Raw genomic sequence first — 19,363 nt, 5'->3', positions numbered from 1 at the left:
CCCGTCTCATCCAGCCTGAAAGATCAGGCCTCGTCCTTCTTCGCCTCGGGAGCCTCGGCGCCCTCGGCGGGAGCCTCGGCGGCCTCCGCCTTGGTCTCCTCGTCGGCGGCGGCCTCGGGGGCCTCGGCCTTGGTCTCCTCCTCGGCCGGGGCGGCAGCCGGAGCGGCGGCCGGGGCCTCGGTGCGGCGGGTCGTGACGCCGTTCAGCGGCTCGGTCACCAGCTCGATGACCGCCATCGGGGCGTTGTCGCCCTTACGCGCACCGATCTTGGTGATGCGGGTGTAGCCACCGGGACGCTCGGCGAACGTCACCGCGAGCTCGGTGAAGAGGTGGTGCACGACGCCCTTGTCCCGAACGACGGTCAGGACCTGACGCCGGTTGTGGATGTCGCCCTTCTTCGCCTTGGTGATCAGGCGCTCCGCCAGCGGGCGCAGGCGCTTGGCCTTGGCGACCGTCGTGCGAATCTTGCCGTGGCGGAACAGGTCCGTGGCCAGGTTGGCCAGGATCAGCCGCTCGTGCGCCGGGCTGCCGCCAAGACGTGCACCCTTGGTGGGCTTGGGCATGTTAGTTCTCCTTGGGAGTTCACCCGCCCCGGCCGTACCAGGTACCGGGGTCGGGCCGCCAGGCCCCCGGGTCGGGGGCCCGCGCTAGCTGGGAATCAGTACTGCTCGGTCTCGACGTACGCGCTGTCGTCGTCGTCGTAGCCGCCGCCGGCCACCGCGCTCGGGTCGAACCCGGGCGGGGAGTCCTTGAGCGCCAGCGACATCTCGTGCAGCTTCTGCTTGACCTCTTCGATCGACTTGGCGCCGAAGTTGCGGATGTCGAGCAGGTCCTGCTCGCTGCGGGCGACGAGCTCACCCACGGTGTGGATGCCCTCGCGCTTGAGGCAGTTGTAGGAGCGGACGGTGAGGTTCAGCTCCTCGATCGGCAGCGCCAGGTCGGCCGCGAGAGCGGCGTCGGTCGGCGACGGGCCGATGTCGATGCCCTCGGCCTCGACGTTGAGCTCGCGGGCCAGGCCGAAGAGCTCGACGAGGGTCTTACCGGCGGAGGCCACCGCGTCGCGGGGCTTCATCGCCGGCTTGGTCTCGACGTCGAGGATGAGGCGGTCGAAGTCGGTACGCTGCTCGACTCGGGTCGCCTCGACCTTGTAGGTGACCTTGAGGACCGGGGAGTAGATCGAGTCGATCGGGATCCGGCCGATCTCCTGGCCCGGCTGCTTGTTCTGCGCCGCGGAGACGTAGCCGCGACCGCGCTCGACGGTCAGCTCCATCTCCAGCTTCGCCTTGCCGTTCAGCGTGGCGATGCGCAGCTCGGGGTTGTGCACCTCGACACCGGCCGGAGGCGCGATGTCGGCGGCGGTGACCTCACCCGGGCCCTGCTTGCGCAGGTACATCACGACCGGCTCGTCGTGCTCGGAGGAGACGACCAGCTCCTTGAGGTTGAGGATGATGTCGGTGACGTCTTCCTTGACCCCGGGAACGGTCGAGAACTCGTGCAGCACGCCCTCGATGCGGATGCTCGTCACGGCCGCGCCCGGGATGGACGACAGCAGCGTGCGGCGCAGAGAGTTGCCGATGGTGTAGCCGAAGCCCGGCTCCAGCGGCTCGATGACGAACCGGGACCGGGTCTCGTCGATCGACTCTTCGAGAAGAGTCGGGCGCTGAGCGATCAGCATGTGTGGGTCTCCCCTTGTTTCGTGTGGCGACCGCTATATGACGCCACTCCGATAAACAGCCTAGTCGGGATGCGGCGTGCCGCACCCCGACCTGACCGGTGACTACTTACTTCGAGTAGAGCTCGACGATGAGCTGCTCCTGGACCTGGGTGTCGATCTGCTGACGGACCGGCAGCTGGTGAACCAGGACGCGGAGCTTCTCGGGCACGACACCGAGCCACGCGGGCACGGTGCGCTCGCCGGCGGTGGCGCGGGCCACCTCGTACGGCATGAGGTTGCGCTTGTTCTCGCGGACCTCGATGATGTCGTGCTCGCGCACGCGGTACGACGGGATGTCGACCTTCTTGCCGTTCACCAGGATGTGCCCGTGACGGACCTGCTGGCGAGCGGCGTCGCGCGACTGGGCGAACCCGGCGCGGTAGACGACGTTGTCGAGGCGGCTCTCCAGGATCTGGAGCAGCACCTCACCGGTCTTGCCGGTCTTGCGGGTGGCTTCCTCGTAGTAGTTCGCGAACTGCTTCTCGAGGACGCCGTAGATACGGCGGGTCTTCTGCTTCTCGCGAAGCTGAAGCTGGTACTCGGACTCCTTGGGGCGTCCGCGGCCGTGCTCACCCGGCGGGTAAGGACGGATCTCGATGGGGCACTTGGCGGACTCGCACTTGCTGCCCTTGAGGAAGAGCTTGGTCTTCTCGCGACGGCAGAGCTTGCAGTCCGCGCCCGTGTAACGAGCCATTTCTCTGTATCTCCTGGGCTAATTCAGACGCGGCGGCGCTTCGGCGGCCGGCAACCGTTGTGCGGGACCGGGGTGACGTCCTGGATCGAGCCCACCTCGAGGCCGGTGGCCTGCAGCGAGCGGATCGCGGTCTCACGGCCGGAGCCGGGGCCCTTGACGAAGACGTCGACCTTGCGCATGCCGTGCTCCATGGCGCGGCGGGCGGCGTTCTCGGCGGCCATCTGGGCGGCGAACGGGGTGGACTTGCGGGAGCCCTTGAAACCCACGTGGCCGGCGCTGGCCCAGGAGATCACGTTCCCGTTGGGGTCGGTGATCGAGACGATCGTGTTGTTGAACGTGCTCTTGATGTGGGCGTGCCCGTGAGCGACGTTCTTCTTTTCCTTGCGGCGCACCTTCTTCGGCGCACCCTGGCGGCTCTTAGGAGGCATCCTTTGCCTTCACTCCTGAGGTCTTCGGTCCGCGGCTGCGCGGGACTACTTCTTACCGGGCTTCTTCTTGCCGGCGACGGTCTTCTTCTTGCCCTTACGGGTGCGCGCGTTGGTCTGCGTGCGCTGACCGTGGACCGGCAGGCCCTTGCGGTGCCGGATGCCCTGGTAGCAACCGATCTCGATCTTGCGACGAATGTCGGCCTGGACCTCGCGGCGCAGGTCACCCTCGATCTTGAAGTTCGCCTCGATGTAGTCACGCATCGGGACGAGCTCGGTGTCGGAGAGCTGGTGCACGCGCAGGTCGCCGCTCACGCCGGTGGCCTGGAGGATCTCCTGGGCGCGGGTGCGGCCGATTCCGTAGATGTAGGTGAGAGCGATCTCCAGCCGCTTTTCGCGGGGGAGGTCGACGCCAACCAGGCGAGCCATGGTCGGGCATTCTCCTTCTTTGTGGCGGAGGTCTTACGCCGCACTGCCCCTCCCCAATGCCCGGGGTGAGGGCCCCGGCCTCCGACCGGGGGTCTCCTGAACGGTTCAGCGGATGCCGCCGCCTTTTCAGGTGTGAGACGTGACTACTTGTTGCAGGCTCCTCATGGATCGAGCCCGCTCCCTGACGGGGCGGACTCGGAGAAGCCTTGCGGCGACTAGCCCTGGCGCTGCTTGTGGCGCAGGTTGTCGCAGATCACCATGACGCGACCGTGCCGGCGGATCACCTTGCACTTGTCGCAGATCTTCTTGACGCTCGGCTTTACCTTCATTGTCCTTCGTGTCCTCAGACGTTTTTACTTGTATCGGTAGACGATCCGCCCACGACTCAGGTCGTAGGGGCTCAGCTCAACGACTACCCGGTCGTCGGGAAGGATCCGGATGTAGTGCATCCGCATCCGTCCGCTGATGTGGGCCAGGACTTTGTGGCCGTTGTCGAGCTGCACCCGGAACATGGCGTTCGGGAGCGATTCGACCACAGTGCCCTCGATCTCGATGGCGCCGTCTTTCTTGGCCAAAATTCCTCGCGTTTCACTGATCGGTCGTCTGAGGCTCCGGTTCACTACGCAGCCGCGACCCTCACGCTTCGAAGAGAGCGGCGATCGGCAACGATCGCCGACGCGTGATAGTCATAGTGAGCCGACTAAGGAGTGTACGACACCTGAGCCAAAAACGCGAAACGCGTGCCAGGTGTCCTGACACAACCACGAGTGAGTCTACCCCACTGCCCCTCATGCCTGACGCACACAGGGAAGGCCCGCCGGAGTTTTCCGGCGGGCCTTCCCTGTCGTCTATCCGTAGATGCGGTGCTGCGAGCCGCAGTACTTGTGCTTGCCGCCCCAGCAGGTCCAGGTGTAGATCTTCTTGATCCCCTTGCCCGACCACTTCGCGTGGTGCGAGCCGTTCCACTGGCGGTAGAACTGGTGCCACTTGCCGCCGGAGTAGTACTTGAACCAGACGTAGCCGTACTTCGACGATGACTCCTTGCCGTACCAGTGGGTGTAGACCTTCTTGCCCGACTTGTAGGTCTTGCCGTAGGTGTAGGCCTTCTTGTTACTGGAGTAGTACTTGCCCCAGCTCCCCATGGAACCGGACGCCTGCGTCGCGCTGACGGGCGCCGAGGTGGCGGCCTGCGCGGCGGGGGCGACGGCGAGACCGGCGAACGCCATCGAGCCGGCGAGAGCGGTGGCTGCAAGGACCTTGCGCATGTGGTTTCCTCCGTGAGTCGTGGTCCGACACAGCTCACGTTAAGAAGCCGGACATATCCGCACTGCGCACGAATGCACACAGTGCACTAATACACAAAGTCCTAGGTACGCTTCGGCTTGTTGTCGCCGAAGATGGTGCTCACCAGCAGGATCACGCCCCACGGGCCCATCACCCACAGCGGCCAGGGATAGATGAGGTCGCCTGTCGTGATGCTCACGATCAGCCAGATCACCCAGTTGATGCCGCTGGCCGCCGCCCAGGCGCTCCAGGCCGCCTTCATGCCGCTGTGCATGCCCTGCTGCTGCGGCTTGGCCGCCGCGCCGGCCTTGACCGGCAGGTGGCGCAGGTCCACGTCGGGCAGGTCGGACGTCAGCTTGGCCAGCTCGCCGTAGGTCTTGCTCTGGTAGAGGTGCTCGAGCCGCTCGTTGAACTCGTCCATCGTGATGCGGCCCTGCGCCGTGTGCTCGCGGAGGATGGCGGCGACCCGGTCTCGGTCGGCGTCGGAGGCACGCATCTCGGGGCTGTTCTTCGCCATCCCACCACTCCCGGCTAGAGCTGAAGTTGAGCCAGGCGCGATTCGCCCCCGTCCAGGGCGGTAAGCACCCAAGGACCATTATGTGTCACGGCCACGCTGTGTTCGAAGTGTGCGGAGTGCTTCCCGTCGACCGTCACCACGGTCCAGTCGTCGGCCAGCACGCGGGTGCGCTCGGTGCCCAGGTTGACCATGGGCTCGATGGCCAGGCACATGCCCTCCTCCAGCGCCGGGCCCCGGCCGGGCTTGCCGTGGTTGGCGATCCACGGGTCCATGTGCATCTCGGTGCCGATGCCGTGGCCGCCGTACTCCGGGGGGATGCCGTAGCGGCCCTGAGACTTCACGTAGCGCTCGACCTCGTACCCGATGTCGGACAGGTGCCGGCCGGGCTTCAGCGCGGCGATACCGCGCCACATGGCCTCCTCCGTGATCCGCATCAGCTCGGTCAGCTTCGGGTCCACCTCGCCGACCGGGACCGTGACGGCCGAGTCGCCGTGCCAGCCCTCCAGGATCGCGCCGCAGTCGATCGAGATGATGTCGCCTTCGCGCAGCTTGCGGGCGTTCGTCGGGATGCCGTGCACCACCTCGTCGTTCACCGACGCGCAGATGGTGGCGGGAAAGCCCTGGTAACCCTTGAACGACGGGATCGCGCCCTCGTCCCTGATCGCCTTCTCGGCGATGACGTCCAGGTCGAGCGGCGTCATGCCGGGCTCGACCGAGCGCTTGAGCAGGTCGAGCGTGCGCCCGACCACCAGGCCCGCGGCCCGCATCTTCTCGAGCTGCTCCGGCGACTTGATCTGGATGCCGTGTCTGTTGCGTTTGAACATCTTCTGCCCCCCTGGGTCTCAACGGGCCGCAGTGGGGGCCCAATTCCCCCCACAATAGCCGCGAGGTGGCACGGAAACCCGTGCCACCTCCGCAAATCGGTCGTAACTGGACTAGCCCAGGAACGGCCGGATCGCGTCCATGGCCCGCTGAGTGACCTCCTCGACCGGCCCTGTCGCGTCGACGCCGACCAGGATGTCTTCGTCGGCGTAGTAGGAGACCAGCGGCGCCGTCTGCTCCTGGTAGACCTCCAGGCGGTGCCTGACGGTCTCCTCCTTGTCGTCGTCCCGCTGGAACAGCGCGCCCCCGCACGCGTCACACTTGTCGTCCTTCTTGTCGTCGAACTCGACGTGCCAGATGCGACCGCACTGGCTGCAGGTGCGTCGGCCGGCGAGCCGCCTGACCACCTCGTCGTCGTCGACCACGAGCTCGAGTACGAGGTCGAGCGCCTGGCCCCAGTCCTTGAGCATGTCGCGCAGGATCTCCGCCTGCGCGACGTTTCTCGGGAAGCCGTCGAGCAGGAACCCGTCCTGCGCGTCGTCCTCGGACAGACGGTCGCGGACCATGGCGATGGTGACCTCGTCGGGCACCAGGTCACCACGGTCCATGTACGTCTTGGCCAGCTTGCCGAGGTCCGTGCCGCCGGAGACGTTGGCACGGAAGATGTCACCTGTCGAGATCTTCGGGATGGACAGGTTCGATGCGATGTACTGGGCCTGTGTCCCCTTACCCGCTCCAGGGGGCCCAACCAGAACGAGACGCACTACCGCAGGAAACCTTCGTAATTACGCTGCTGCAGCTGGCTCTCGATCTGCTTCACCGTGTCCAGGCCGACGCCTACCATGATCAGAATGCTCGTCCCTCCGAACGGGAAGTTCTGGCTCGCACCGGCCACCGCCAGCGCGACGATCGGGACCATGGAGATCAGACCCAGATAGAGCGCGCCGGGCGCGGTCAGACGGGTGAGCACGAAGTTCAGGTATTCAGCCGTCGGACGGCCGGGGCGGATGCCCGGAATGAATCCACCGTACTTCTTCATGTTGTCGGCGACTTCAGTGGGGTTGAACGTAATCGACACGTAGAAGTAGGTGAAGAAGATGATCAGCAGGAAGAACGTGGCCATGTAGATGGGAGTGTCGCCCGTGGCCAGGTTCTGCGAGATCCAGGTGATCACCACGTTGTCGCTGGTCTGGAAGAGCGACGTGATGAGCTGCGGCAGGTAGAGCAGGGACGAGGCGAAGATCACCGGGATGATGCCGGCCTGGTTGACCTTCAGCGGGATGTACGTCGACGTGCCGCCGTACATCCTGCGGCCCACCATGCGCTTGGCGTACTGCACCGGGATGCGCCGCTGGGCCTGCTCGACGAAGACCACCGCGGCGATCATGAAGATGCCGACCACCATGACGACCGCGAAGGTGAACTTGTTCGCCTGGAAGATGTTGGCCAGCTCGGAGGGGAAGACCGCGACGACCTGCGTGAAGATCAGGATCGACATGCCGTTGCCGACACCGCGGTCGGTGATGAGCTCACCGAGCCACATGATCACCGACGTACCGGCGGTCATGATGACCACCATCGTCACGATCATGAAGATGTTGTCGGGGTCGAGCAGGACGTCCTGCTGGCAGTTCGGGAAAAGCTGGCCGGTACGGGCCAGCGCGATGAAGGCGGTGGACTGCAGGACCGCGAGCCCGATGGTCAGATAACGCGTATACTGCGTGATCTTGGTCTGGCCGGATTGGCCTTCCTTCTTCAGCGCTTCGAGTCGCGGAATGACCACGACGAGCAGCTGGAGAATGATGCTCGCGGTGATGTACGGCATGATGCCCAGCGCGAACACGGAAAGCTTCAGCAGCGCACCGCCGCTGAAGAGCTGGACCATCCCGTAGATGTTGCCGGTGTCGCCACTCCGAGCCTGGTCGAAACAGGCGGCGAGGTTCTGGACGTGGACTCCCGGAGTCGGAAGAACCGAGCCGAGACGGAAAAGCGCGATGATGCCCAGGGTGAAGAGCAACTTCTTGCGCAGGTCCGGTGTCCGGAACGCCCGGGTAAACGCGGTCAGCACGGTCCCTCCTGCGCGCCTTTACGGCGGTGTGAGTAAGCGATGGTGCGGGGATCTGCCATCTGAAGTCTCATGTCAAACGAGCCGGACAGAAGCCTGCCGTCTCGCGAACTCTAACGCACTACGGGCGTGGGGGCCCATTGTCAAAGCCCCCACGCCTCGTCATAGCGTTACTACAGCTCGGTAACGGAACCACCGGCGGCGGCGATCTTCTCCTTCGCGGAGGACGAGAAGGCGTGAGCCGTCACGTTCACCGCGACCGAGATCTCGCCGGTGCCGAGCACCTTCACGAGCTGGTTCTTGCGAACAGCACCCTTGGCGACCAGACCCTCGACGGTGACCTCGCCACCCTCGGGGAACAGCTCGCCGATCCTGTCGAGGTTGACGACCTGGTAGGTCGTCTTGAACAGGGCGTTGGAGAAGCCCTTGAGCTTCGGCAGACGCCTCTGCAGCGGCACCTGGCCACCCTCGAAGCCGAGGGGAACCGTCGTACGGGCGTGCGAGCCCTTGGTGCCGCGACCGGCCGTCTTGCCCTTCGACGCCTCGCCGCGACCCTTGCGGATCTTCGACTTGTTGGCGCCGGGGGCGGGACGCAGGTCGTGAATCTTGAGCGGAGCCTTGTCAGTCATGACTAGTCGACCTCTTCCACCTCGACGAGGTGCGTCACCACGGAGACCATCCCGCGAATCTCGGGCCGGTCCTCCTTGACGACGACGTCGCCGATTCGCTTCAGGCCAAGCGAACGCAGCGAGTCGCGCTGGTTCTGCTTGCCACCGATCTTCGAGCGAACCTGAGTGATCTTCAGGCGTGCCATGACTAGCTCACCGCCTTCGCGGCCGCAGCCTCCGCCAGGCCCTCACGCTGGGCCTTGAGCATGGCCGGCGGGGCCACGTCCTCGATCGGCAGGCCACGGCGGGCGGCGATCTCCTCGGGGCGCGAGAGGCCCTTCAGAGCCGCCACGGTGGCGTGCACGATGTTGATCGGGTTGTCGGAGCCGAGCGACTTGGACAGCACGTCGTGGATGCCCGCGCACTCCAGCACCGCGCGCACCGGGCCACCGGCGATGACGCCGGTACCGGCCGAGGCCGGACGCAGGAAGACGACACCGGCCGCCTCCTCGCCCTGCACGGTGTGCGGGATAGTGCCCTGGATCCTGGGCACCTTGAAGAAGTGCTTCTTCGCCTCTTCGACACCCTTGGCGATGGCCGCGGGGACTTCCTTGGCCTTGCCATAGCCGACGCCGACCAGGCCGTTGCCGTCACCGACGACGACGAGGGCGGTGAAGCTGAAGCGACGACCACCCTTCACGACCTTGGCCACTCGGTTGATCTTCACTACGCGCTCGATGTACGAGACGCCCTTGTCGGCGGCGCCACCGCGGCGATCGTCACGACGGTCCCGCCGCTCGCCACCGGTGCCGCCACCGCGACGCGGAGCTGCAGCCATCAGTGGTTCCTCTTCTCAGTAGCCATCAGAACTCGAGCCCGCCTTCGCGGGCACTGTCCGCCAGAGCCGCGATGCGGCCGGCGTAGCGGTTGCCACCGCGGTCGAAGACGACCTTGGTGATCCCGGCTTCCTTGGCCCGCTGAGCGAGGAGCTCGCCGACCTTCTTCGCCTTCTCCGTCTTGTCCGCCTCCAGCGAGCGCAGCGAGGGGTCCATGGTGGACGCGCTCACCAGCGTGTGGCCGACGGTGTCGTCCACGATCTGGACGAACATGTGACGCGTCGAGCGGTTGACGACCAGGCGCGGACGCTCGGCCGAACCGACGACGAACTTGCGGACGCGGCGGTGACGGCGGGCCCGCGAAACGGTGCGGGCAGCCGTGTGCTTGCTGAACGCAACCTTCGGAGCCATGCCTACTTACCAGCCTTTCCGACCTTGCGGCGGATCTGTTCGCCCTGGTAGCGCACGCCCTTGCCCTTGTACGGGTCAGGCTTGCGCAGCTTGCGGATGTTGGCCGCGACCTCGCCGACCTTCTGCTTGTCGATGCCGTCCACGTGGAACAGGGTCGGCTTCTCGACGCGGAAGCTGACGCCCTCGGGGGCGTCGACGATGACCGGGTGGCTGAAGCCCAGCGAGAACTCCAGCTGCGTCGGGCCCTTGGCCTGAACGCGGTAACCGACGCCGACGATCTCAAGGCTCTTGGAGTAGCCCTGAGTGACGCCCTGCACCATGTTGGCGATCAGCGTCCTGGACAGGCCGTGCAGCGCACGGACCTTGTTCTCGTCGTTCGGCCGGGTGACGGCGATGGCGCCGTCGTCGTCCCGAGCCACCTTGATGGGCTCGGCGACCGTGTGAGTGAGCGTGCCCTTCGGGCCCTTGACCTGGACATCCTGGCCGTTGATCGCGATGTCTACGCCACTCGGCACAGGGATGGGCAGCCGTCCGATTCTCGACATGCTGTGTTCCTCCCCTCTACCAGACGTAGGCGAGGACTTCCCCGCCCACACCACGCTTGCCGGCCTGCTTGTCGGTCATGAGGCCGTGGGACGTCGAGATGATCGCGACGCCCAGTCCGCCCAGGACTCGAGGCAGGTTGTCCTTCTTCGCATAAACCCGCAGACCGGGCTTGGAAACCCGGCGCAGGCCCGCGAGCGACCGCTCACGGGTAGGCCCGAACTTGAGCTCCACCACGAGGTTCTTTCCGACCTTGGCGTCTTCGACGGTCCAGGCCTGGATGTAGCCCTCCTGCTGGAGGATCTCGGCGATGTGCGCCTTGATCTTCGAGTACGGCATCGACACGCTGTCGTGGTACGCCGAATTCGCGTTGCGCAGACGCGTGAGCATGTCTGCGATCGGGTCGGTCATCGTCATGGCCAGTGGCCTTCCTCGCCACGGTTTCCAGTCGGCGAAGCAGCGCTCTGCCGGTGGACCTTTGGCGTGGTCACGAACGTCCCGCTGAGGGAGACGTCCTGTCTTCTACTGAAATATGAGTGCCCGATGGGCGGCACTCGGGCCGCCCACCAGGTTACCTACCAGCTCGACTTGGTGATGCCGGGCAGCTCGCCCCGGTGCGCCATCTCGCGGAAGCACACCCGGCAGAGCCCGAACTTGCGGTAGACGGCGCGCGGCCGGCCACAACGCGAGCAACGGGTGTAGGCCCGGACCTCGAACTTCTGCTTGCGCCCCGCCTTGGCGATCAGCGACTTCTTCGCCATTGGATCAGGCCTCCTTGAACGGGAAGCCGAGGAGCTTCAGCAGCGCCCGGCCCTGGTCGTCGTTCTTCGCGGTGGTCACGATCGTGATGTCCATGCCCCGCGGCCGGTCGACCTTGTCCTGGTCGACCTCGTGGAACATGACCTGCTCGGTCAGACCGAACGTGTAGTTGCCGTTGCCGTCGAACTGCTTCGGCGACAGGCCACGGAAGTCCCGGATACGGGGCAGGGCCAGCGCCAGGAGCCGGTCGAGGAACTCCCACATGCGGTCGCCACGCAGCGTGACGTGCGCGCCGATCGGCATGCCCTCGCGCAGCTTGAACTGCGCGATGGACTTGCGCGCCCGGACGACGGCCGGCTTCTGGCCGGTGATCGCGGTGAGGTCGCGGACGGCACCTTCGATGAGCTTGGAGTCACGAGCCGCCTCGCCCACACCCATGTTGACCTTGATCTTGGTCAGGGCCGGGATCTGCATGACGTTCTCGATGCCGAACTGCTCGCGAAGCTGCGCCGCGATCTCCTCGCGGTACTTCGTCTTGAGTCGCGGCGTCGGGCGCTCGGTCTCAGTGGTCGTGGCAGTCATCAGCTGTCCTCACCCGTCTCGTCGGCCTTCTCGTCGGCCTTCTTCTCGGCGGGCTTGTCGTCCTTGAGCTTCTTCACGTTCGAGACGTGGATCGGGCCCTCCATGGTCTGCACGCCGCCGGTCTTGGCGCCGCGCGGGCCCTGGTGGGTCTCCTTGGCGTGCTTCTTGATCATGTTGACGCCCTCGACCACCACGCGGTCCTCGCGCGGCAGCGTGGCGATCACACGACCCTTGGCACCCTTGTCCTTGCCGGCGATGACCTGGACCAGGTCACCCTTGCGCACGTGCAGCGACTTCGGCATTTACAACACCTCCGGGGCGAGCGAGATGATGCGCATGAACTTCTTGTCGCGCAGCTCGCGGCCGACCGGGCCGAAGATACGAGTGCCGCGAGGGTCGCCGCTGTCCTTGATGATGACGGCGGCGTTCTCGTCGAAGCGGATGTAGGAGCCGTCGGGCCGGCGGCGCTCCTTGACCGTGCGGACGACGACGGCCTTGACCACGTCACCCTTCTTGACGCCCGTGCTGCCCGGCAGCGCGTCCTTGACAGTGGCGACGATGATGTCGCCGATACCGGCGTAGCGTCGGCCCGAGCCACCGAGAACGCGGATGCAAAGGATCTCCTTCGCGCCCGTGTTGTCGGCGACCTTGAGCCGCGACTCCTGCTGGATCACGTCTACTCCTGTTAGTCGCGCCGGTTCTCATTTCTGAGCCTGGCGGAACCTGGCATTGTCTTGTTCCCACGGCCACAGCGCCCCGCAGGGCGCCGCACCGCAGGCGACGCGAGGCCGTGAGGCCCCGCGTCCTTGGACGCCGTCATGGGGGCTCTCGGAGCCCCCACGAGGCGCGGTGTATCAGAGAGGGCCTACTTGGCCTTCTCGAGGATCTCCACGACCCTCCACCGCTTGGTGGCGGAGAGGGGGCGGGTCTCCATCAGCAGCACGCGGTCGCCGACGCCGCAGGCGTTGGCCTCGTCGTGCGCCTTGTACTTGGTCGTACGGCGGATGACCTTGCCGTACAGACGGTGCTTCACGCGGTCCTCGACGGCGACGACGACGGTCTTGTCCATCTTGTCGCTGACGACGAGGCCCTCGCGGACCTTGCGGAAGTGTCGCTGCTCGCCGCTCTCGGCGGCCGCAGTGGTCTCGGTGGTCTCGGTCTCAGCCATCGCTCGTCTCCTTCTCGACCGTGACGATGCCCAGCTCGCGCTCGCGCATCACGGTGTAGATACGGGCGATCTCGCGGCGGACGGCACGCAGCCGCCCGTGGCTCTCCAACTGACCGGTCGCCGCCTGGAAGCGGAGGTTGAACAGCTCCTCCTTCGCCTCCTTCAGCTTCTGGACGAGGGTGTCCTCGTCCTCGAGCCGCAGCTCGCCGGCGGTCAGGCCCTTAGCCATCACGCCTCACCCACTTCACGCTTAACGATCTTGCACTTCATCGGGAGCTTGTGGATCGCACGCTGAAGCGCCTCGCGAGCGATCGGCTCCGCCACGCCGGACAGCTCGAACATCACGCGTCCGGGCTTGACGTTGGCGATCCACCACTCCGGCGAACCCTTACCGGAACCCATGCGGGTCTCGGCAGGCTTCTTCGTGAGCGGACGGTCGGGGTAGATGTTGATCCACACCTTGCCGCCACGGCGGATGTGCCGGGTCATGGCGATACGAGCCGACTCGATCTGGCGGTTGGTCACGTAGGAGTGCTCAACAGCCTGAATGCCGAACTCGCCGAACACGACCCTGGTGCCGCCCTTGGCGGCTCCGCTGCGGTCAGGCCGGTGCTGCTTGCGGTGCTTGACCCTGCGCGGGATCAGCATGGTCAGCTCCCTTCAGCACCCGGCTGCGCAGCCGGGCCGGTCTCGGGGGCGGCCTGCGAGGCCGCCTCGTTGCGGGGGGCGCGGTCGCCACGGCCGCCGCCACGACGGGGGCGGTCGCCGCCACCACGACGCGGACGGTCGCCGCCGCCACCACGACGGTCGTCGCGCTCGCGACGCTGGCCGGCACGAGCGCCGGCGGCAGCCGCCTCACGCTCGGCGCGGCTCGTCGGAGCCTCGCCCTTGTAGATCCAGACCTTCACGCCGATGCGGCCGAAGGTCGTACGGGCCTCGTAGAAGCCGTAGTCGATGTCCGCGCGGAGCGTGTGCAGCGGCACGCGGCCCTCGCGGTAGAACTCCGACCGCGACATCTCGGCGCCGCCCAGACGGCCGGAGCACTGGACACGGATGCCCTTGGCGCCGGACTTCATGGCCGACTGCATCGCCTTGCGCATGGCGCGGCGGAACGACACACGGCTCGACAGCTGCTCGGCCACGCCCTGCGCGACGAGCTGCGCGTCGATCTCCGGGTTCTTGACCTCGAGGATGTTGAGCTGGACCTGCTTCTTGGTCAGCTTCTCCAGGTCGCCACGGATCCTGTCGGCCTCGGCGCCGCGGCGGCCGATCACGATGCCGGGACGCGCGGTGTGGATGTCCACCTGGACGCGGTCCGTCGTGCGCTCGATCTCGACCTTGGAGATGCCGGCCCGCTCCATGCCCTTCTGCAGCATGCGGCGGATCGCCACGTCCTCGGCGACGTAGGACTTGTACAGCTTGTCGGCGTACCACCGGCTCTTGAAGTCGGTCGTGATGCCGAGGCGGAACCCGTGCGGGTTAACCTTCTGGCCCACTATCGGGTCCTTCCCTTCGGCTCGCGGGACTCCACGATCACGGTGATGTGGCTCGTCCGCTTGTTGATCCGATAGGCGCGACCCTGTGCACGCGGGCGGAACCGCTTCAGCGTCGGGCCCTCGTCGACCCACGCGCGGCTCACGAAGAGCGTGCTGGGGTCGAGATCGAAGTTGTGCTCGGCGTTCGCCATGGCGGAACTGAGCACCTTGTAGATCGGCTCGCTCGCCGACTGGGGAGCGAACTGCAGCACGGCCTGCGCCTCCGAAGCGGGCAGCCCGCGAATAAGGTCCACCACGCGGCGGGCCTTGAGGGGCGTGACACGGACGAACCGCGCCTGAGCCCTGGCTTCCATCGCTTTCTCCTACTTCTGGGACGCTTACCGCCGGCTGCGGCGGTCTTCCTTGACGTGGCTGCGGAACGTGCGCGTGGGGGCGAACTCTCCGAGCTTGTGCCCGATCATCGACTCGGTGACGAACACCGGGACGTGCTTGCGGCCGTCGTGCACGGCGATCGTGTGCCCGAGCATGTCGGGAACGATCATGGAGCGACGCGACCACGTCTTGATGACATTCTTGGTGCCCTTCTCGTTCTGGGCGTCCACCTTCTTCTGAAGGTGGTCGTCCACGAAGGGACCCTTCTTAAGGCTACGTGGCATTTCGGCTGCTCCTACCGCTTCTTCCTCTTGGACCGACGGCGGATGATCAGCCTGTCGCTGGCCTTGTTCGCCTGACGGGTACGGCCCTCGGGCTTGCCCTTGGGGTTCACCGGGTGACGACCACCGGAGGTCTTGCCCTCACCACCACCGTGCGGGTGGTCGACGGGGTTCATCGCGACACCGCGGACGGTCGGGCGCTTGCCCTTCCACCGCATACGACCGGCCTTACCCCAGTTGATGTTGGCCTGCTCGGCGTTGCCGACCTGACCCACCGTGGCCCGGCAGCGCACGTCCACCATGCGCATCTCACCGGACGGCATACGCAGCGTGGCGTACTGGCCCTCCTTGGCGAGGAGCTGGATCTGCGCGCCCGCGGAGCGGCCGAGCTTGGCGCCACCGCCCGGACGGAGCTCCACCGCGTGGATGAAGGTACCGGTCGGGATGTTGCGCAGCGGCAGGCAGTTGCCCGGCTTGATGTCGGCGGCGGGGCCGTTCTCGATCCTGTCGCCCTGCTTGAGGCCGGTCGGCGCGATGATGTAGCGCTTCTCGCCGTCGGCGTAGTGGAGCAGGGCGATGTTGGCGGTGCGGTTGGGGTCGTACTCGATGTGAGCGACCTTGGCCGGGATGCCGTCCTTGTCGTGCCTGCGGAAGTCGATGATCCGGTAGGCGCGCTTGTGACCGCCGCCCTGGTGGCGAGCGGTGACTCGGCCGTGTACGTTGCGGCCGCCCTTGCTGTGAAGGGGTGCAAGCAGCGACTTCTCAGGAGTGCTGCGGGTGATCTCGGAGAAGTCCGAGACACTGGATCCGCGGCGACCCGGAGTCGTCGGCTTGTATTTACGGATGCCCATCTTTTTCGTTCATCCTTCGTCGGTTACATGGGTGAGCCCGCCGCACCGAGGTGCGGCGGTCTCAGCCCCGCGGGCCCTAGGGGGACCCACTCACTTCTATGGCTGCTAGCCGATCTGACCGAAGATGTCGATCCGATCGCCCTCGACCAGGCTCACGATCGCGCGCTTGGTGTCGGGACGCTTGCCGTAACCGGTACGGGTGCGCTTGCGCTTGCCCTGCCGGTTGATCGTGTTCACGCTGGTGACCTTGACCCCGAAGATCTGCTCGACGGCGATCTTGACCTGGGTCTTGTTCGCGGTCTTCTTCACCAGGAACGTGTACTTGTTGTTCTCATCGATCAGGCCGTAGCTCTTCTCAGAGACGACCGGCTTGATGATGATGTCGCGCGGGTCGGCGATCTTCTCCATCAGGCGTCTTCCTTCCCGCCACTCAGCCGCGCCACGACCTGGTCGTACGCCTCCTGGGTGAAGACCACGTCGTCGTGCACGAGCACGTCGTAGGTGTTGAGCTGCCCGGCGTCCAGCAGGTGGACCTCGGGAGCGTTGCGCAGGCTCAGCCAGGTCAGCTCGTCGTCCGAGTCGACCACGACCAGGACGCGGGCGGCCTGGGTGATCTTGCGCAGGGCCTCCAGCGCGGCCTTGGTCTTGGGCGTCTCGCCCGAGACCAGGGAGCTCACCACGTGCACGCGGTTGCCGCTCGCCCGGTCGGACAGGGCGCCACGCAGGGCGGCGGCCTTCATCTTCTTGGGCGTGCGCTGCGAGTAGTCGCGCGGCACGGGGCCGTGGACGGTGCCACCGCCGGTGAACTGCGGAGCGCGGGTCGAGCCCTGGCGGGCGCGGCCGGTGCCCTTCTGGCGGTACGGCTTCTTGCCACCGCCGGAGACCTCACCGCGGGTCTTGGCCTTGTGGGTGCCCTGCCGGCGAGCGGCGAGCTGGGCCACGACCACCTGGTGGATCAGCGGAACGTTGACCTTGGCGCCGAAGATGTCTTCGGGCAGGTCGACGGTGCCGGCCTTCGCGCCGCTGGCGTCGAGGACGTCAATAGTGGTGCTCACTTGGCAGCCCCCTTCTTGGCAGCGGTACGGACGAGGACCAGGCTGCCGTTGGCGCCGGGGATCGCACCCTTGATCAGGATGAGGCCCTTCTCGGCGTCCACGGCGTGAACCTTGAGGCTCTGCACAGTGGTGCGGACGTTACCCATCCGGCCAGCCATGCGCAGACCCTTGAAAACGCGGCCCGGGGTGGCGCAGCCACCGATGGAACCCGGCGAGCGGTGCTTGCGCTGCGTACCGTGCGACGCGCCCAGACCACCGAAGCCGTGCCGCTTCATGACACCGGCGAAGCCCTTGCCCTTGCTCTTGCCCGTCACGTCGACGAACTGGCCCGCCTCGAAGGTGTCGGCCAGCAGCTCCTGGCCCAGGGTGTAGTCGCTCGCGTCGTCGGTGCGGATCTCCGCGAAGTAACGGCGCGGGGTGATGTCGTGCTTACGCAGGTAGTCGCCGAGCGGCTTGTTGACCTTCCGGGGGTCGACCTGCCCGAAGCCGAGCTGAACGGCGGAGTAGCCGTCCTTCTCTGCGGTGCGGACGCGGGTCACCACGCACGGACCGGCCTCGACCACGGTGACCGGGACGAGCCGGTTGTCCGCGTCGAAGACCTGGGTCATGCCGAGCTTCTTGCCCAGGACGCCCTTGATCGTCTTAGCCATGTCAGTGCGTTCCCTCAGAGCTTGATCGAAATGTCGACACCCGCGGGGAGGTCGAGCCGCATGAGCGAGTCAACCGTCTTGGGGGTCGGGTCGATGATGTCAATCAGCCGCTTGTGCGTGCGCATCTCGAAGTGCTCGCGGCTGTCCTTGTACTTGTGCGGCGAGCGGATGACGCAGTACACGTTCTTCTCGGTCGGCAGCGGCACCGGGCCTGCGACCTTCGCGCCAGTCCGCGTCACCGTCTCGACGATCTTCTTGGCCGAGCTGTCGATGACCTCGTGGTCATAGGCCTTGAGCCGAATGCGGATCTTCTGTCCCGCCATAGTGGCCTCGGTGTCCTTCGCTGTCGTCTGAAAAAGTATCGTGCGGCCTGTGCCGCTGTGTGTTCATGCAGGTGCAATCCCGCATTAACCCCACGAGGCAGACGTAGTCGATCTGCCTTTTCTTCCGTGATCCGGCAGTGACTTCGGTCACTGGGCCGAAGCGACTGCTGGATCACGGCGCCTCTGCATGGGGCCCTACACGGTGCGGCGGCCGGCCCGAAGGTTCGGGGCCGACCGCCGCCCCGACGGTCTAGCTACTTGATGATCTTCGTGACCCGACCGGCGCCGACGGTGCGGCCACCCTCACGGATCGCGAACTTGAGGCCTTCCTCCATGGCGATGGGCTGGATCAGCTCAACGCGCATCTCGGTGTTGTCGCCCGGCATGACCATCTCGGTGCCCTCGGGGAGGTTCACCACACCGGTCACGTCAGTCGTACGGAAGTAGAACTGAGGACGGTAGTTGTTGAAGAACGGCGTGTGGCGGCCGCCCTCGTCCTTGGACAGGATGTAGACCTGGCCGGTGAACTCGGTGTGCGGGGTCGTCGTGCCCGGCTTGATGATGCACTGGCCGCGCTCGACGTCGTCGCGCTTGATGCCGCGGAGCAGCAGGGCGGCGTTGTCACCGGCGTGACCCTCGTCGAGCATCTTGTTGAACATCTCGATGCTGGTGACGGTGGTCGTGGTCTTCTCCGGCTTGATGCCGATGATGTCGACCTGCTCGTTGACCTTGACGATGCCGCGCTCGATACGACCGGTGACGACGGTGCCGCGACCGGTGATCGAGAAGACGTCCTCGACCGGCATGAGGAACGGCTTCTCCGTCTCACGCGGGGGCTCGGGGACGTTCTCGTCGACGGCGTTCATCAGCTCGATGATGCTGTCGGCCCACTTCTCGTCGCCCTCAAGAGCCTTGAGCGCGGAGACGCGGACGACGGGCAGGTCGTCGCCGGGGAACTCCTGAGCGGACAGGAGCTCGCGGACCTCGAGCTCGACGAGCTCCAGGATCTCCTCGTCGTCCACCATGTCGGCCTTGTTGAGGGCCACGACGATGTAGGGGACGCCGACCTGGCGGGCCAGGAGGACGTGCTCCTTCGTCTGCGGCATCGGGCCGTCGGTGGCGGCGACCACCAGGATGGCGCCGTCCATCTGGGCGGCACCGGTGATCATGTTCTTGACGTAGTCGGCGTGACCCGGGCAGTCAACGTGCGCGTAGTGACGCTTCTCCGTCTGGTACTCAACGTGCGCGATGGAGATCGTGATACCACGAGCCTTCTCCTCGGGCGCCTTGTCGATCTTGTCGAACGGGGTCGCCTTGTTCAGCTCGGGGAAACGGTCGTGAAGCACCTTGGTGATCGCCGCGGTCAGCGTGGTCTTGCCGTGGTCGATGTGCCCAATGGTGCCGATGTTCATGTGCGGCTTGGTCCGCTCGAACTTGGCCTTAGCCACTGGTTCTCTCCTTGAGAATCTGACTGACTT

Annotated in this window: 34 protein-coding genes; all 34 read right to left on the bottom strand. The window is 66.0% G+C overall.

What is annotated here, in order from left to right; translation table 11 throughout:
- Window positions 1-23 precede the first annotated feature (23 nt).
- The 34 genes from rplQ to tuf all read right to left on the bottom strand — a co-directional run bounded on the left by rplQ (window position 24) and on the right by tuf (window position 19,333).
- Window positions 24-563: a 50S ribosomal protein L17 gene (gene rplQ, locus ACBJ32_RS51865; RefSeq protein ID WP_375133187.1), complete on the bottom strand. Its 540-nt coding sequence runs from the start codon at window positions 561-563 to the stop codon at window positions 24-26.
- A 95-nt stretch (window positions 564-658) separates the two neighbouring features.
- A complete protein-coding gene (locus ACBJ32_RS51860; RefSeq protein ID WP_043623495.1) occupies window positions 659-1,675 on the bottom strand; it encodes a DNA-directed RNA polymerase subunit alpha in 1,017 nt (338 codons plus the stop codon).
- Window positions 1,676-1,781: 106 nt separating this feature from the next.
- Window positions 1,782-2,408: a 30S ribosomal protein S4 gene (gene rpsD, locus ACBJ32_RS51855; RefSeq protein WP_375133186.1), complete on the bottom strand. Its 627-nt coding sequence runs from the start codon at window positions 2,406-2,408 to the stop codon at window positions 1,782-1,784.
- Window positions 2,409-2,431: 23 nt separating this feature from the next.
- A complete protein-coding gene (rpsK, locus tag ACBJ32_RS51850) occupies window positions 2,432-2,836 on the bottom strand; it encodes a 30S ribosomal protein S11 (RefSeq protein ID WP_020542285.1) in 405 nt (134 codons plus the stop codon).
- A gap of 45 nt (window positions 2,837-2,881) precedes the next feature.
- The gene (gene rpsM / locus ACBJ32_RS51845; RefSeq protein ID WP_125644650.1) at window positions 2,882-3,262 is read right to left on the bottom strand and encodes a 30S ribosomal protein S13; all 381 of its coding nucleotides are present in this window, start codon (window positions 3,260-3,262) and stop codon (window positions 2,882-2,884) included.
- A gap of 215 nt (window positions 3,263-3,477) precedes the next feature.
- Entirely contained in the window at window positions 3,478-3,591 is a 114-nt protein-coding gene (rpmJ, locus tag ACBJ32_RS51840) for a 50S ribosomal protein L36 (protein WP_003956441.1), read from the bottom strand.
- Between the two features lie 24 nt (window positions 3,592-3,615).
- A complete protein-coding gene (gene infA / locus ACBJ32_RS51835) occupies window positions 3,616-3,837 on the bottom strand; it encodes a translation initiation factor IF-1 (protein WP_012887858.1) in 222 nt (73 codons plus the stop codon).
- A gap of 273 nt (window positions 3,838-4,110) precedes the next feature.
- Window positions 4,111-4,527 (bottom strand): hypothetical protein, encoded by a 417-nt coding sequence (locus tag ACBJ32_RS51830; protein WP_375133185.1) that lies wholly within the window; start codon window positions 4,525-4,527, stop codon window positions 4,111-4,113.
- Window positions 4,528-4,628: 101 nt separating this feature from the next.
- Window positions 4,629-5,063 carry a DUF1707 domain-containing protein gene (locus ACBJ32_RS51825; protein ID WP_375133184.1) on the bottom strand — a complete coding sequence of 145 codons (435 nt, stop codon included), beginning with the start codon at window positions 5,061-5,063 and terminating at the stop codon, window positions 4,629-4,631.
- Between the two features lie 14 nt (window positions 5,064-5,077).
- On the bottom strand, window positions 5,078-5,887 hold the full coding sequence (gene map, locus ACBJ32_RS51820; RefSeq protein WP_375133183.1) for a type I methionyl aminopeptidase: 810 nt from the start codon (window positions 5,885-5,887) through the stop codon (window positions 5,078-5,080).
- 111 nt (window positions 5,888-5,998) lie between these two features.
- On the bottom strand, window positions 5,999-6,649 hold the full coding sequence (locus ACBJ32_RS51815; RefSeq protein WP_185110300.1) for an adenylate kinase: 651 nt from the start codon (window positions 6,647-6,649) through the stop codon (window positions 5,999-6,001).
- The gene (secY, locus tag ACBJ32_RS51810; protein WP_357886235.1) at window positions 6,649-7,953 is read right to left on the bottom strand and encodes a preprotein translocase subunit SecY; all 1,305 of its coding nucleotides are present in this window, start codon (window positions 7,951-7,953) and stop codon (window positions 6,649-6,651) included. Before secY ends, ACBJ32_RS51815 begins: the two co-directional genes overlap by 1 nt.
- A 170-nt stretch (window positions 7,954-8,123) precedes the next feature.
- Window positions 8,124-8,579, bottom strand: a complete 456-nt coding sequence (rplO, locus tag ACBJ32_RS51805) for a 50S ribosomal protein L15 (protein WP_185110302.1) — start codon at window positions 8,577-8,579, stop codon at window positions 8,124-8,126.
- 2 nt (window positions 8,580-8,581) lie between these two features.
- Window positions 8,582-8,764, bottom strand: coding sequence for a 50S ribosomal protein L30 (gene rpmD, locus ACBJ32_RS51800; protein ID WP_080043226.1), 183 nt, complete (start codon window positions 8,762-8,764; stop codon window positions 8,582-8,584).
- 2 nt (window positions 8,765-8,766) lie between these two features.
- Complete coding sequence (gene rpsE / locus ACBJ32_RS51795) at window positions 8,767-9,396, bottom strand: 30S ribosomal protein S5 (protein WP_043623468.1); 630 nt, start codon at window positions 9,394-9,396, stop codon at window positions 8,767-8,769.
- Between the two features lie 25 nt (window positions 9,397-9,421).
- Window positions 9,422-9,805: a 50S ribosomal protein L18 gene (rplR, locus tag ACBJ32_RS51790; protein ID WP_375133182.1), complete on the bottom strand. Its 384-nt coding sequence runs from the start codon at window positions 9,803-9,805 to the stop codon at window positions 9,422-9,424.
- Between the two features lie 2 nt (window positions 9,806-9,807).
- Complete coding sequence (rplF, locus tag ACBJ32_RS51785; protein WP_357886231.1) at window positions 9,808-10,350, bottom strand: 50S ribosomal protein L6; 543 nt, start codon at window positions 10,348-10,350, stop codon at window positions 9,808-9,810.
- 16 nt (window positions 10,351-10,366) lie between these two features.
- Window positions 10,367-10,765, bottom strand: a complete 399-nt coding sequence (gene rpsH, locus ACBJ32_RS51780) for a 30S ribosomal protein S8 (protein WP_020542297.1) — start codon at window positions 10,763-10,765, stop codon at window positions 10,367-10,369.
- A gap of 158 nt (window positions 10,766-10,923) precedes the next feature.
- Window positions 10,924-11,109, bottom strand: coding sequence for a type Z 30S ribosomal protein S14 (locus tag ACBJ32_RS51775; RefSeq protein ID WP_020542298.1), 186 nt, complete (start codon window positions 11,107-11,109; stop codon window positions 10,924-10,926).
- 4 nt (window positions 11,110-11,113) lie between these two features.
- The gene (gene rplE, locus ACBJ32_RS51770) at window positions 11,114-11,689 is read right to left on the bottom strand and encodes a 50S ribosomal protein L5 (RefSeq protein ID WP_043623458.1); all 576 of its coding nucleotides are present in this window, start codon (window positions 11,687-11,689) and stop codon (window positions 11,114-11,116) included.
- Window positions 11,689-11,979 (bottom strand): 50S ribosomal protein L24, encoded by a 291-nt coding sequence (gene rplX, locus ACBJ32_RS51765; protein WP_357886457.1) that lies wholly within the window; start codon window positions 11,977-11,979, stop codon window positions 11,689-11,691. The genes rplE and rplX overlap by 1 nt, the downstream gene beginning before the upstream one ends.
- Before the next feature lie 12 nt (window positions 11,980-11,991).
- Window positions 11,992-12,363, bottom strand: coding sequence for a 50S ribosomal protein L14 (rplN, locus tag ACBJ32_RS51760; protein ID WP_090769698.1), 372 nt, complete (start codon window positions 12,361-12,363; stop codon window positions 11,992-11,994).
- 191 nt (window positions 12,364-12,554) lie between these two features.
- Window positions 12,555-12,857 (bottom strand): 30S ribosomal protein S17, encoded by a 303-nt coding sequence (rpsQ, locus tag ACBJ32_RS51755; protein ID WP_375133181.1) that lies wholly within the window; start codon window positions 12,855-12,857, stop codon window positions 12,555-12,557.
- On the bottom strand, window positions 12,850-13,086 hold the full coding sequence (gene rpmC / locus ACBJ32_RS51750; RefSeq protein ID WP_106253417.1) for a 50S ribosomal protein L29: 237 nt from the start codon (window positions 13,084-13,086) through the stop codon (window positions 12,850-12,852). The genes rpsQ and rpmC overlap by 8 nt, the downstream gene beginning before the upstream one ends.
- Window positions 13,086-13,505: a 50S ribosomal protein L16 gene (gene rplP, locus ACBJ32_RS51745; RefSeq protein ID WP_080043233.1), complete on the bottom strand. Its 420-nt coding sequence runs from the start codon at window positions 13,503-13,505 to the stop codon at window positions 13,086-13,088. The genes rpmC and rplP overlap by 1 nt, the downstream gene beginning before the upstream one ends.
- A 2-nt stretch (window positions 13,506-13,507) precedes the next feature.
- On the bottom strand, window positions 13,508-14,353 hold the full coding sequence (rpsC, locus tag ACBJ32_RS51740; RefSeq protein WP_080043234.1) for a 30S ribosomal protein S3: 846 nt from the start codon (window positions 14,351-14,353) through the stop codon (window positions 13,508-13,510).
- Window positions 14,353-14,706: a 50S ribosomal protein L22 gene (gene rplV / locus ACBJ32_RS51735; protein ID WP_049572697.1), complete on the bottom strand. Its 354-nt coding sequence runs from the start codon at window positions 14,704-14,706 to the stop codon at window positions 14,353-14,355. The genes rpsC and rplV overlap by 1 nt, the downstream gene beginning before the upstream one ends.
- Window positions 14,707-14,730: 24 nt before the next feature.
- Window positions 14,731-15,009: a 30S ribosomal protein S19 gene (gene rpsS / locus ACBJ32_RS51730; protein WP_030451498.1), complete on the bottom strand. Its 279-nt coding sequence runs from the start codon at window positions 15,007-15,009 to the stop codon at window positions 14,731-14,733.
- An 11-nt stretch (window positions 15,010-15,020) separates the two neighbouring features.
- Entirely contained in the window at window positions 15,021-15,857 is an 837-nt protein-coding gene (gene rplB, locus ACBJ32_RS51725) for a 50S ribosomal protein L2 (RefSeq protein WP_080043237.1), read from the bottom strand.
- A gap of 105 nt (window positions 15,858-15,962) precedes the next feature.
- Window positions 15,963-16,265 (bottom strand): 50S ribosomal protein L23, encoded by a 303-nt coding sequence (rplW, locus tag ACBJ32_RS51720; protein WP_080043238.1) that lies wholly within the window; start codon window positions 16,263-16,265, stop codon window positions 15,963-15,965.
- Window positions 16,265-16,912: a 50S ribosomal protein L4 gene (gene rplD, locus ACBJ32_RS51715; RefSeq protein WP_357886227.1), complete on the bottom strand. Its 648-nt coding sequence runs from the start codon at window positions 16,910-16,912 to the stop codon at window positions 16,265-16,267. Before rplD ends, rplW begins: the two co-directional genes overlap by 1 nt.
- Window positions 16,909-17,562 carry a 50S ribosomal protein L3 gene (gene rplC, locus ACBJ32_RS51710; RefSeq protein ID WP_148439698.1) on the bottom strand — a complete coding sequence of 218 codons (654 nt, stop codon included), beginning with the start codon at window positions 17,560-17,562 and terminating at the stop codon, window positions 16,909-16,911. The genes rplD and rplC overlap by 4 nt, the downstream gene beginning before the upstream one ends.
- A gap of 14 nt (window positions 17,563-17,576) precedes the next feature.
- Window positions 17,577-17,885 carry a 30S ribosomal protein S10 gene (gene rpsJ, locus ACBJ32_RS51705; protein ID WP_012887830.1) on the bottom strand — a complete coding sequence of 103 codons (309 nt, stop codon included), beginning with the start codon at window positions 17,883-17,885 and terminating at the stop codon, window positions 17,577-17,579.
- A 254-nt stretch (window positions 17,886-18,139) separates the two neighbouring features.
- Window positions 18,140-19,333 carry an elongation factor Tu gene (gene tuf / locus ACBJ32_RS51700; RefSeq protein WP_375133180.1) on the bottom strand — a complete coding sequence of 398 codons (1,194 nt, stop codon included), beginning with the start codon at window positions 19,331-19,333 and terminating at the stop codon, window positions 18,140-18,142.
- Window positions 19,334-19,363 lie beyond the last annotated feature (30 nt).

Origin of the sequence: Nonomuraea sp. GTA35 (assembly GCF_041950525.1) — a bacterium.
Classification (GTDB): Bacteria; Actinomycetota; Actinomycetes; order Streptosporangiales; family Streptosporangiaceae; genus Nonomuraea.
Note: the sequence above shows the minus strand (reverse complement) of the source record. Positions and strands in the feature narration are given on the sequence as shown.

Coding starts and splice junctions, on each gene's coding strand:
- rplV (WP_049572697.1), bottom strand. CDS start 14,706: ATGGAAGCCAGGGCTCAGGCGCGGTTCGTCCGTGTCACGCCCCTCAAG.
- rplR (WP_375133182.1), bottom strand. CDS start 9,805: ATGGCTCCGAAGGTTGCGTTCAGCAAGCACACGGCTGCCCGCACCGTT.
- rplO (WP_185110302.1), bottom strand. CDS start 8,579: ATGACTGACAAGGCTCCGCTCAAGATTCACGACCTGCGTCCCGCCCCC.
- rplF (WP_357886231.1), bottom strand. CDS start 10,350: ATGTCGAGAATCGGACGGCTGCCCATCCCTGTGCCGAGTGGCGTAGAC.
- rpsD (WP_375133186.1), bottom strand. CDS start 2,408: ATGGCTCGTTACACGGGCGCGGACTGCAAGCTCTGCCGTCGCGAGAAG.
- ACBJ32_RS51860 (WP_043623495.1), bottom strand. CDS start 1,675: ATGCTGATCGCTCAGCGCCCGACTCTTCTCGAAGAGTCGATCGACGAG.
- rpsH (WP_020542297.1), bottom strand. CDS start 10,765: ATGACGATGACCGACCCGATCGCAGACATGCTCACGCGTCTGCGCAAC.
- rpmJ (WP_003956441.1), bottom strand. CDS start 3,591: ATGAAGGTAAAGCCGAGCGTCAAGAAGATCTGCGACAAGTGCAAGGTG.
- rplE (WP_043623458.1), bottom strand. CDS start 11,689: ATGACTGCCACGACCACTGAGACCGAGCGCCCGACGCCGCGACTCAAG.
- ACBJ32_RS51830 (WP_375133185.1), bottom strand. CDS start 4,527: ATGCGCAAGGTCCTTGCAGCCACCGCTCTCGCCGGCTCGATGGCGTTC.
- rpsJ (WP_012887830.1), bottom strand. CDS start 17,885: ATGGCGGGACAGAAGATCCGCATTCGGCTCAAGGCCTATGACCACGAG.
- rplP (WP_080043233.1), bottom strand. CDS start 13,505: ATGCTGATCCCGCGCAGGGTCAAGCACCGCAAGCAGCACCGGCCTGAC.
- rpsS (WP_030451498.1), bottom strand. CDS start 15,009: ATGCCACGTAGCCTTAAGAAGGGTCCCTTCGTGGACGACCACCTTCAG.
- rpmD (WP_080043226.1), bottom strand. CDS start 8,764: ATGGCACGCCTGAAGATCACTCAGGTTCGCTCGAAGATCGGTGGCAAG.
- map (WP_375133183.1), bottom strand. CDS start 5,887: ATGTTCAAACGCAACAGACACGGCATCCAGATCAAGTCGCCGGAGCAG.
- rpsK (WP_020542285.1), bottom strand. CDS start 2,836: ATGCCTCCTAAGAGCCGCCAGGGTGCGCCGAAGAAGGTGCGCCGCAAG.
- rpmC (WP_106253417.1), bottom strand. CDS start 13,086: ATGGCTAAGGGCCTGACCGCCGGCGAGCTGCGGCTCGAGGACGAGGAC.
- rplQ (WP_375133187.1), bottom strand. CDS start 563: ATGCCCAAGCCCACCAAGGGTGCACGTCTTGGCGGCAGCCCGGCGCAC.
- rpsE (WP_043623468.1), bottom strand. CDS start 9,396: ATGGCTGCAGCTCCGCGTCGCGGTGGCGGCACCGGTGGCGAGCGGCGG.
- rplW (WP_080043238.1), bottom strand. CDS start 16,265: ATGGAGAAGATCGCCGACCCGCGCGACATCATCATCAAGCCGGTCGTC.
- rplC (WP_148439698.1), bottom strand. CDS start 17,562: ATGGCTAAGACGATCAAGGGCGTCCTGGGCAAGAAGCTCGGCATGACC.
- ACBJ32_RS51825 (WP_375133184.1), bottom strand. CDS start 5,063: ATGGCGAAGAACAGCCCCGAGATGCGTGCCTCCGACGCCGACCGAGAC.
- rplB (WP_080043237.1), bottom strand. CDS start 15,857: ATGGGCATCCGTAAATACAAGCCGACGACTCCGGGTCGCCGCGGATCC.
- ACBJ32_RS51775 (WP_020542298.1), bottom strand. CDS start 11,109: ATGGCGAAGAAGTCGCTGATCGCCAAGGCGGGGCGCAAGCAGAAGTTC.
- rpsM (WP_125644650.1), bottom strand. CDS start 3,262: ATGGCTCGCCTGGTTGGCGTCGACCTCCCCCGCGAAAAGCGGCTGGAG.
- rpsQ (WP_375133181.1), bottom strand. CDS start 12,857: ATGGCTGAGACCGAGACCACCGAGACCACTGCGGCCGCCGAGAGCGGC.